Origin of the sequence: Rhodobium gokarnense (assembly GCF_025961475.1) — a bacterium.
In the GTDB taxonomy this organism is placed as follows: domain Bacteria; phylum Pseudomonadota; class Alphaproteobacteria; order Rhizobiales; family Rhodobiaceae; genus Rhodobium; species Rhodobium gokarnense.
The window spans coordinates 55875-65000 of the sequence record NZ_JAOQNS010000003.1 but is presented as its reverse complement, the minus strand read 5'-3'; the positions used below and the strand labels follow the sequence as shown (position 1 = coordinate 65000).

Annotated in this window: 7 protein-coding genes (1 of these 7 cut by a window edge); 3 read left to right on the top strand and 4 right to left on the bottom strand. The window is 66.6% G+C overall.

Annotated elements, in window-relative coordinates; genetic code table 11:
- Positions 1 to 165: the final stretch of a hypothetical protein gene (locus M2319_RS05485; protein WP_264600446.1), read on the top strand. The gene continues 285 nt to the left of window position 1, outside the view; 165 of the gene's 450 nt are visible here — the last part of the coding sequence; the start codon falls outside the window, past its left edge; it ends in the stop codon at positions 163 to 165.
- Between the two features lie 146 nt (positions 166 to 311).
- Here the strand turns inward: M2319_RS05485 and M2319_RS05480 are convergent, their stop codons facing one another.
- On the bottom strand, positions 312 to 1796 hold the full coding sequence (locus M2319_RS05480) for a DUF418 domain-containing protein (protein WP_264600445.1): 1485 nt from the start codon (positions 1794 to 1796) through the stop codon (positions 312 to 314).
- A gap of 343 nt (positions 1797 to 2139) precedes the next feature.
- On the opposite strand from M2319_RS05480, the gene M2319_RS05475 reads away from it, so the two are divergent.
- Positions 2140 to 2688 carry a hypothetical protein gene (locus M2319_RS05475; protein WP_264600444.1) on the top strand — a complete coding sequence of 183 codons (549 nt, stop codon included), beginning with the start codon at positions 2140 to 2142 and terminating at the stop codon, positions 2686 to 2688.
- Positions 2689 to 3059: 371 nt separating this feature from the next.
- Positions 3060 to 3803 (top strand): hypothetical protein, encoded by a 744-nt coding sequence (locus tag M2319_RS05470; protein ID WP_264600443.1) that lies wholly within the window; start codon positions 3060 to 3062, stop codon positions 3801 to 3803.
- A gap of 670 nt (positions 3804 to 4473) precedes the next feature.
- Here the strand turns inward: M2319_RS05470 and M2319_RS05465 are convergent.
- From M2319_RS05465 to M2319_RS05455, 3 genes are all read right to left on the bottom strand, one after another.
- On the bottom strand, positions 4474 to 5163 hold the full coding sequence (locus tag M2319_RS05465; protein WP_264600442.1) for a LolA family protein: 690 nt from the start codon (positions 5161 to 5163) through the stop codon (positions 4474 to 4476).
- Positions 5164 to 5282: 119 nt separating this feature from the next.
- Positions 5283 to 7796 (bottom strand): FtsK/SpoIIIE family DNA translocase, encoded by a 2514-nt coding sequence (locus M2319_RS05460; protein WP_406682080.1) that lies wholly within the window; start codon positions 7794 to 7796, stop codon positions 5283 to 5285.
- 15 nt (positions 7797 to 7811) lie between these two features.
- Positions 7812 to 9029 carry an aminotransferase class I/II-fold pyridoxal phosphate-dependent enzyme gene (locus M2319_RS05455; protein ID WP_264600441.1) on the bottom strand — a complete coding sequence of 406 codons (1218 nt, stop codon included), beginning with the start codon at positions 9027 to 9029 and terminating at the stop codon, positions 7812 to 7814.
- Between the last annotated feature and the right edge of the window lie 97 nt (positions 9030 to 9126).

The window sequence follows — 9126 nt, the reverse complement described above, 5'->3', positions numbered from 1 at the left end:
TGCAACATCCGGGCAAAGCCCTGCAAGCCGTTCGGCTACAGCACCATGCACACGGGGCCAAGGCTGCCGGTGTTCGGTGCGGCGCGCCTCAAGCGGACGCGCGTTCATCACCACAGGCCGCACCGCCCCCACCGCCGGTCGTTCCAGATGCGGGCGTTCCGGTAAGGCCGGGCGTGGGGGCCGATGCGGTATCGCCGACGCTTCCCCGTCACCCATCCGGGCAACGAGAAAAGCCCGCCGCGGTTTCGATGCGCGGCGGGCTCTTTTTCTCTGGAGGTGTTTTCAGGCGGGCGACAGATTGGAAAAAGCGATCAGGCGGTGGTGGCCGTCGGCGCCGTCGCGGGGGATTTGGGCGGCATCGACGGGAGTGTCAGGGCAGGTTTTGCGGACTTCCAGACGATCAGCCGCCGCAACAGCCATTCGAACGGGCCCTGGCTGAACGCCATCAGATAGAGCCGCGAGCCGACGAGCTGAACCGCGATCATGGCAAAGGCCATGAGCAGCAGCTGGCTGTGGGAGAAGCTGCCGTAAAGGCCGAAGCCGTAGCCGAAGAAGAGGCCGGTGAAGACCATCGTCTGAAGAAGATAGTTGGTGAGCGCCAGCCGGCCGGTCGCCTTCAGCATGGAGGTGAAGACCGTTGCCATCGGCAGGCGCGTCAAGAGGACGATGAGGGAAAGGTGGCCGAAGGCGTTGCCAATGCGGCCGAGATCGTAGGTGATCGAGGTCCAGTCGGTGCTGCCGGCCTCCTCGGCGGGCAGCACGGCGGCCATGATCTCCATGCCGTTTACGGTGACGCCGACGCCGTAGCCGAGCATCAGCATCATCAGATAGAAGCGGGTGGACCGGGCGCCGGTGACGATGCCGAGCTTGAAGAAGGCCATGCCGATCAGGATGAGGGCGCCGACATCGACGAGATGGGTCTTGAAGAGGTCGGTCGAATGGTTGGCGAAGGCCGTGCCGGCCGAGGTCACCAGATTGTAGAGATAGCCCTCGCGGCGGTCGGCGACGTCGGCGATCCAGGACTGGTTGATCGCCTCGGTGGCGTCTTCTTCGGCCTGCGTCTCCTCGTCGGGCTCGGCGGCTTCGTCGGCCGGTGCTGCATTCGTACCGGACCCGATAAGAACGATGGGAGCGTCCCCGGCCCCGTCCTCGGCCTTGGTGACGAAGGTGGCGGGTTGCACCGGCTGCGCGGCCTCGATAACGGTGCCGGCGTTGGCCTGTTTGGCGTTCTCTTCGGTGATCTGCCATTCCAGGGTCGACAGCAGGGCGGTGACGGCAAGGCCGGCGCCGGCGACGATCAGCAGGGTGCGGGGCCTGAGGTTCCGCAAGGGAAAGATCATCAGGCCAAGGCAGCCATAGACGAACAGGATGTCGACCGGCGACAGCAGCAGATAGGCGTGGACGAGGCCGAACAGCATCAGCCACATCAGCCGGCGGTAAAAATAGTCGACCGCGGCGAGGCCGCCGGAATCGGCCTTCTGCAACAGCAAGAGCGCGGTGGCGCCGAACAGCAGCGAGAACAGCGCCCGCATGGAGCCGTCAACGAACAGTTCCACGAAGCCCCAGGCCTGAAGGTCGGCCATCTCATCGCCGCCCCACATCAAGGGCAGCGAATAGGCAAGGCCGGGAATGGCGAAGACGAAGATGTTGCGGATGAGGATGCCGCAAACGGCAAAGCCGCGCACGGCGTCCATGGCGCCGATGCGCTCGGCCGCGTTGGTGCGCCCGCCGGTGCGGGCCGCCGCGCGTGCGATGCCGGCGCCGAGCGGCGCCTCGGCGATGTCGGCGGCGCTCATTGCGCCGACCCGGTCATGGGGTGGGAGGCAGACAGCTTCACGGGCGCGCGCGGGGAGGGCACGACACGACACAAAGGAGCTGTTGCGACCGCAACAACCACACAAGTGTGCAACTCAGGTTTTCTCCGAAACCGCCTGCTTTTCGACTTGGGGGCAAAGCGGTAATCCCCAGCGAACGCTCGATAAACGCCGCTTCCGCAGAATCATCTAGATACCGATTTCAAAGGCCGCGCAAGATTTTTTTGCGGCCCCGCGCAACGGGCGTGCCATACTACCGGAAAACGACACGTAAAAATTGAAGTCGCGCCCGAAAGGGCATTTTTGCGCTTAAGGGGACCCTATGATGCGGTGGCTTGCAGCCTTTCTTTTCCTGATGCCGGTCGTGCCGGCGCTGGGCGCCGAGATGGTTCCGGTCGGGGCCGTCTCGTCCTTTGCCCAGTCGACCATGGATGGCGAAGTCTTCCGCTACCGGGCGGTGCTGGTCGAGGTCGACGGCGGCGCCGACCTCTACATCTTCGCCGACAGGGGTGAGGGCATGGAGCTTTACGCCCATGCGCCGTCGATCGCCTGGCGCGGCGGCATGTCCGGCCAGGAACCAAGGCTGGAAGTGGCACCGAACACATCGCTCAGGGTCATTTCGGAGAATGCCTCCGTCGGCCGCGACCGCTGGGAGCAGGTGCTGACGATCGCCTACCGTGACGCCCGGTTCGTCGTCGCCGGCTACACCTACAGCCATTACGACACGCTCGATCCGAACGCCGGCGGCAAGTGCGACGTCAACCTCCTGTCCGGCCGCGGCATCCAGGACGGGCGCAGCTTCCGCACCAGCATGAAGGCGATGCCGGTCGAGGACTGGACGATGGACGTCAGCCCGCCGGGATGCTCCCGGTAGCCGGAGCTTTCGCTCGCCGCGCGCCGCGCCCGATTCGCCTTGCCGCCTTACGGATCGGACCTTTGCAGGTGCCGAGTTAAGCCCCGGCGTGCCGTCGCCGCCTGTGCGGTAGCCGGTTCCGGGCGCGCCAGCGCGGCGTCGATGCAACAGTTGCGGGAATTGGCATCCGCCAACCGCCTGCCATGCTGGACAGTCCGGACGCTTTGTCGCTATATCGTTTTTCTCGCCAGTCGGTTCACGGCCCGTTAACCTTTATCTTCGGTGAAGCGGGATTCGGCGGATGCGACGGGCGCATGCCTGCAACGGGCGTGCTAGGTTGGGCTGCGGCGTCGATGGCGTCCCGGGGGAATAACGGAAAGAAGCGCTTGGCGATGGCGACGTCGACGACCGAAGCAATGACCGTGCGGCGCCGGCCCGGCGCGTTTGCGGCCGTGATGGCCTGTCTTTGTCTGCTGGTGGCGCTTGCCGCACCGCTGGCGACGCCCGTCCGCGCCGACGACTATTCCGACGGCGCCCATCCCGATCGCTGGATCACCTTCCACGACATCACCAAGGCCTGCTCCGGCGAATGCGGCTTCCAGATCTATGCCGGCCGGTTCGTCGACGATTCCATGAAGTCGATCTTCGGCCTGAAGGGCTTCACGCCGATCTGGGACTGGACCTGGGCCGACAGCGGCATCGTCGCCGCGGCGATTTCGCGGCCGATCGTGTCCCTGAAGGACTATGCCGAGATCGAAGGCGAACTGGGCGTTGCCAAGCGCTTCGGCCAGGCGACCTCCGAAGAGGTCTGGGGCGCGCTGTTCTTCCGCTGGAAGTGGTTCCCCTGGAACAAGTTCGTCAAGACGTCGATCGCCGTCTCCACCGGCCTCAACTATGCGCGCAAGCTCGACCAGCTCGAGGTCGCGCAGGCGGGCAATCACGAGGGCTCCAAGCTCCTCCACTTCCTGACGCCGGAAATCGCCCTGTCGCTGCCGGAACATCCGCAATACGAGCTGGTGTTCCGCTTCCACCACCGGTCCGGCGGCAAGCACTTCCTGCTCGGCGACACCAAGATCTTCAACTCCACCGCCGGCGGCGCCCAATACGCCACGGTCGGCCTGCGCTACCGGTTCTAGCGGGCGCGGTTTTTCTCTCTACTTTTTCAGTGGATGTCTGGTCGGGGCGACTTCGGTCGACCCGGAGCGGATCGGGTGCTGCGTCGGCGAGGGCGTTGTTTGCGCCGGCTACGCCCCTGCGTCGTCACAGCAGTGCCTGAGGCGGGGCCCATTGCCCGTCTTCTACTGCGTGACCGTCGCTCGGGGCACCGCTGTCCTGGATTGCTTCGCTTCGCTCGCAATGACGTTGAAAAGTCACGGCAATTTCAGCCGTCATTGCGAGGAGGCCGTCAGGCCGACGTGGCAATCCATCGGGCCTTGCGATTGAAACGCTTCCATCAATTCGACACTCGGCCGATCGACGCGCGCGGCTGCACGGAATCGCGCTGGGCTACCGTGCCGATGTGGGCAATGGGTCCCGGGTCTCCGCTTCGCTCCGCCCGGGATGACGGGGAGAGGGGGCGCAAGGGCAATCAAAGCCGTCAGCCTTCGCAAGGGCGACCGCCCGCCGGCGCTTATGCGCCGCCCCCGCGGAGCCACGAGCGAAGCGAGCTGGCGTGAGCGGCAACAACGAAGCCGTCAGGCTTCGCAAGGCCGAACGGCCGCCGGCGCTGATGCGCCGCCCCCGCGGAGCCGGCGAGCGAAGCGAGCCTGGCGTGAGCGACAAAAAACCTTGAGCGGAAAAAACTGCTCAATCCTTGATGCGGTTGTTCAGGTAGTCGCGCTGGTAGTTGATTTCGAACGCCCTGTCGCTGACCGGTACGCCGGTGGCGACGTTGTAGATGGCGACCGAGGTGTCGCCTTGCGCGTCCGTGACGGTCCACTGGCGCAGTTCGTAATTGTTGCCGTCGAAGACGAGGGTCAGGCGGCCGTCGCCGAAGGTGCTCTCCTCGTCGATGATGACGGTGACGAGGTCGGGTTCGACGGAGACGCGGGTGACCTTGGCGTCGCTCGTCAGGTCGATGTTGTCGGCGAGGAGGAAGCGCAGCGGCGTCTTGTTCAGCGGCCAGATGTCCTGGGTGTCGAGCCGGCGGTCGCGGACCGCGACGGACTTGCCGTCGGCGATGATTTCCATGCGGGCCGGCTTTTCGTAGCGGAAGTTGATGCGGCCGGGACGGGCGAGCTGAAAGGTTCCTTCCGTGCGGCTGCCGTCCGGGGCGAACTGCACGAACTCGCCCTTCATGGTGCGCACCGAGTTGAAATAGGCGTTGATCTTGGAGAGCGTTTCCTTCGCCGTCTCGTCGAGGTTCGGGGTCGCGCCGGCGCCGGTCGGCGACAGCAGCGCCGCGCCGAGGCCGGCAAGGCCGAGCGCAAGGGCGAGGAAGCTGCGGCGCGTCGGGGCCTTGCGGGGGGCGGCCGTACGGGATGCGGTCGGGGTCATGAAATCGTCTCCACTTTGTCTTGCGACATCGGGGTCTCGTCGAATCGTCGGCCGGGGAACAGCTCCGTGCGCTAACACCGGCCTATGGCAAGTTTGCGGCAGACCTGCCGCGCCTGCCGTCAATAGTCTTCGGCGCCTTCGCCGACCAGGATCTCGCGCTTGCCGGCGTGGTTGGCCGGGCCGATCAGGCCCTCCTGCTCCATACGCTCGATGATCGAGGCGGCGCGGTTGTAGCCGATCGACAGGCGGCGCTGGACGTAGCTGGTCGAGGCCTTGCGGTCGCGCAGGACGACGGCGACGGCCTGGTCGTAGAGGTCGTTGGAATCGTCCGAGCCGGAGGCCAGAAGGTCGTAGGGGCTGCCGTCGGCGTCTTCCTCGTTGGTGATCTGGTCGAGATATTCCGGCGCGCCCTGGTCCTTCAGGTGGGCGACGATCTCCTCCACCTCGTCGTCGGCGACGAACGGGCCGTGCACGCGCTGGATGCGCCCGCCACCGGCCATATAGAGCATGTCGCCCTGGCCGAGGAGCTGTTCGGCGCCCTGTTCGCCGAGGATCGTGCGGCTGTCGATCTTGGAGGTCACCTGGAACGAGATGCGGGTCGGGAAATTCGCCTTGATGGTGCCGGTGATGACGTCGACCGACGGGCGCTGGGTCGCCATGATGATGTGGATGCCGGCGGCGCGGGCCATCTGGGCAAGGCGCTGGATGGCGCCCTCGATGTCCTTGCCGGCGACCATCATCAGGTCGGCCATCTCGTCGACGATGACGACGATATAGGGCATCGGCGCCAGATCGAGGTCTTCCTCCTCGTAGATCGCCTCGCCGGTGTCGGGGTCGAAGCCGGTCTGCACCGTGCGGGTGATGGTCTCGCCCTTCTTCTCGGCCTGGGCGACGCGGGTGTTGAAGCCGTCGATGTTGCGCACGCCCAGCTTCGACATTTTCTGGTAGCGCTCTTCCATCTCGCGCACGGTCCATTTCAGCGCGACGACGGCCTTCTTCGGGTCGGTGACGACGGGGGAGAGGAGGTGCGGGATGCCGTCATAGACGGAGAGTTCCAGCATCTTCGGGTCGATCATGATCAGCTTGCACTTGTCCGGCGGCAGCCGGTAGAGCAGCGACAGGATCATGGTGTTGATGGAGACCGACTTGCCCGAGCCGGTGGTGCCGGCAACGAGCAGGTGCGGCATGCGGGCAAGGTCGGCGATCACCGGGTCGCCGCCGATGGTCTTGCCGAGGCAGAGCGAGAGCTTGGCCTTCGATTTCTCGAAGTCCTCCGAGGCGATGAGCTCGCGCAGGAACACCGTCTCGCGGCGCTGGTTCGGCAGCTCGATGCCGATGGCGTTCTTGCCGGGGATGACGGCGACGCGGGCGGAGATCGCGCTCATGGAGCGGGCGATGTCGTCGGCAAGGCCGATGACGCGGGACGACTTGATGCCCGGCGCCGGCTCCAGCTCGTAGAGGGTGACGACCGGGCCCGGATGGACCGCAATGATTTCGCCGCGTACGCCGAAATCGTCGAGCACGCCTTCCAGCAGTCGGGCGTTCTGTTCCAGCGCCTGGGTGCTGAGGCCGGAGCGGTTGCCGGACTGCTTCTTGGCCTCGGCGAGAAGATGGATCGGCGGGAACTCGAAGGCCTCGTTGCGCAGAAGCGAGGGCTGGGCCTCGCGCATGACGCGCTTGCCGGGCTTCAGGCTGCCGGTCGGCTTGGAGACGGCGACCGCGCGCTGGACCGGGGTGTCGGTGTGGGCATCCGGATCGGCGACGTCGGCGTCGTCCCAATCCTCCTCCCAGTCGTCGGCCGCCGGGGTGCCTTCCAGCACCGGCTCGACGCGGGCGCGGTCGTCGAGCGGATCCTCGTCGTCGCCGGCAAGGCGCTCGCGCATGGCCGACACGATGGAGCCCCTGCGGCCCGCTCCGGCCCGGCGCAGCGTCGCGCGGGCCTGCAGGACCCAGTGGGCGAGGGCGCCGACGGCGGGCGCGAAGCCGCGGTCGTCCTCGTCCTCTTCATCCTCCTCGTCGTCGTAATAGGTCCGGCCGATATCGTCGTCCGCAGCGGCCGGCGCCTCGCGGCGCCACCAGCCGGCGGCGTAGACGAAGGCGGCGATCGCCGGAATGCCGAAGCCGGCGCCGATGAGGGCGATGGCGAAGGTCGAGCCGGTGCCGAGGATGGCGGCGGGAATGCGCAGCGCCATGTCGCCGGCAACGCCGCCGAGGCCCGTCGGCAACGGCCAGGTGTCGGGAATCGGGATGACGGCAAGGGCGCCGGAAAGCAGAAACGTGCCGAGGAGCCAGGCGGCGAGCGGCTTCCTGCCGATGCGCATGACGTGGCCGGACATGAGCTGCCAGCCCCACAGCACGACGGGCAGGAGCACGACGGCGGCGGCAAGGCCGATCATCTGGATGAGGATGTCGGCGACGATGGCGCCGGGCTTGCCGAGGGCGTTGCGGACGTCGGTGTCGGTGACGTGGTTGAGGCTCGGGTCGCCGATCGACCAGGTGGCAAGGGCGGCGGCGAGCGCGGCGGCAAGGGCCACAAGGGCAAGGCCGGCGGCCATGACCAGATGGCGGCGCAGCCACTGGCGGATGCCGCCCTCATCGATCATCAGGTTCTGTTGCGTCCTAGATGCCCGCATGGTCCGGTCCATACCCTATCCAAACAGCTCAACGAGGCGGTGGAGCGCCTCTTCGACCCGGCTTCTCTTTTCCACCAGCGCCAGGCGCAGATAGCGCGCGCCGGGGTTTGTTCCGTCGGCAAGGGTTCCGGCCAGATAGCCGCCCGGCACGGTCCTGATGCCCGCCTCGCGCCAGAGCCTCAGCGCGGCCTCCTCGCCGCCGCCGACGGCCTCCATGTCGAGCCAGAGGAAGAAGCCGCCGTCGGGCGTCGCAGCGCCGAATCGTCCCTGAAGTATCTCGGCCGCAGCGTTAAATTTTTCGTTGTAGAGCTGCCGGTTGTCGATGACGTGGGCCTCAAAGCCGTAAGCAGCCGCACCGACCGCCTGCAGCGGCAGCGGCACCTGGGGCGCCGACATGTTGCGAAGGCGCGTCCACTCGGCAAGGAAGCCCGGGTCGCCGGCGGCAAAGCCGCAGCGCAGGCCGGCAAGGTTGGAGCGCTTGGAGAGCGAGTTGAAGACCATCAGATTGGCGAAGTCGCCGCCGAGGTCGTTGGCGGCCTGAAGGGCGCCCGGCGGCGGCGTCTCGCGGTAGATCTCCGAGTAGCACTCGTCGGCGAACAGCATGAAGCCGTGCTTGCGGGCAAGGCCGATCATGGCCGTCCAGAAGTCGGCGCTGGCGACCGTTCCCTGGGGGGCGACGGGCGAGGCGACATAGGCGGCCACCAGCCGGTCGAGGAGGTCCGGCGCGAGCTTGTCCGGATCGGGCAGATAGCCGGTTTCCGGCCCCGCCTCGATGAAGACGGGCTCCAGCTCCAGCGTGTGCGCGGCGGCGGCATAGGCGTGGTAGAACGGGTTCGGCAACAGGATCGCTGGGCGGGCATTTGTGGTGCGGATGCGTTCCGCCGACCGGTCGCGCGCGGTGATCGCGGCGGAAAAAAGGCCTTCGCGGGAGCCGGCAAGGATGGTGATGTGGCGTTCCGGGTCGACCGCCTCGCCCAGATGGTAACGGCGGTCGAGCCAGCCGGCGACGGTGGTGCGGAATTCCTCGGTGCCGAGGATCGGTGGATAGCGGGAGAATTCGGCGGTATGCCCTGCCAGTGTGCCGGCGACGAAATCGGGCATGGCATGGCGTGGTTCGCCGATCGACAAATCGATCGGCGGCTTGCCGGGCTCGATGCCCGCAATCAGCGTCGCCAGTCGGCGAAACGGCGATTCCCCCGCCAGCCCGCCACCGGGTCTTTCCACCGGCTGCATGTTTTTGCTCGTCTCCCACGCACAGACTCATTCGGGAAAGACGCTAGCAGCGCTGTGGTTAAACACTCATTAACCAAGCGGCGGCGGATTGGGCAAA

What these genes read in the sequence shown, in the direction of transcription:
- M2319_RS05460 (WP_406682080.1), bottom strand. Translation starts at nt 7,796, where the DNA reads ATGCGGGCATCTAGGACGCAACAGAACCTGATGATCGATGAGGGCGGC.
- M2319_RS05465 (WP_264600442.1), bottom strand. Translation starts at nt 5,163, where the DNA reads ATGACCCCGACCGCATCCCGTACGGCCGCCCCCCGCAAGGCCCCGACG.
- M2319_RS05475 (WP_264600444.1), top strand. Translation starts at nt 2,140, where the DNA reads ATGCGGTGGCTTGCAGCCTTTCTTTTCCTGATGCCGGTCGTGCCGGCG.
- M2319_RS05470 (WP_264600443.1), top strand. Translation starts at nt 3,060, where the DNA reads ATGGCGACGTCGACGACCGAAGCAATGACCGTGCGGCGCCGGCCCGGC.
- M2319_RS05480 (WP_264600445.1), bottom strand. Translation starts at nt 1,796, where the DNA reads ATGAGCGCCGCCGACATCGCCGAGGCGCCGCTCGGCGCCGGCATCGCA.
- M2319_RS05455 (WP_264600441.1), bottom strand. Translation starts at nt 9,029, where the DNA reads ATGCAGCCGGTGGAAAGACCCGGTGGCGGGCTGGCGGGGGAATCGCCG.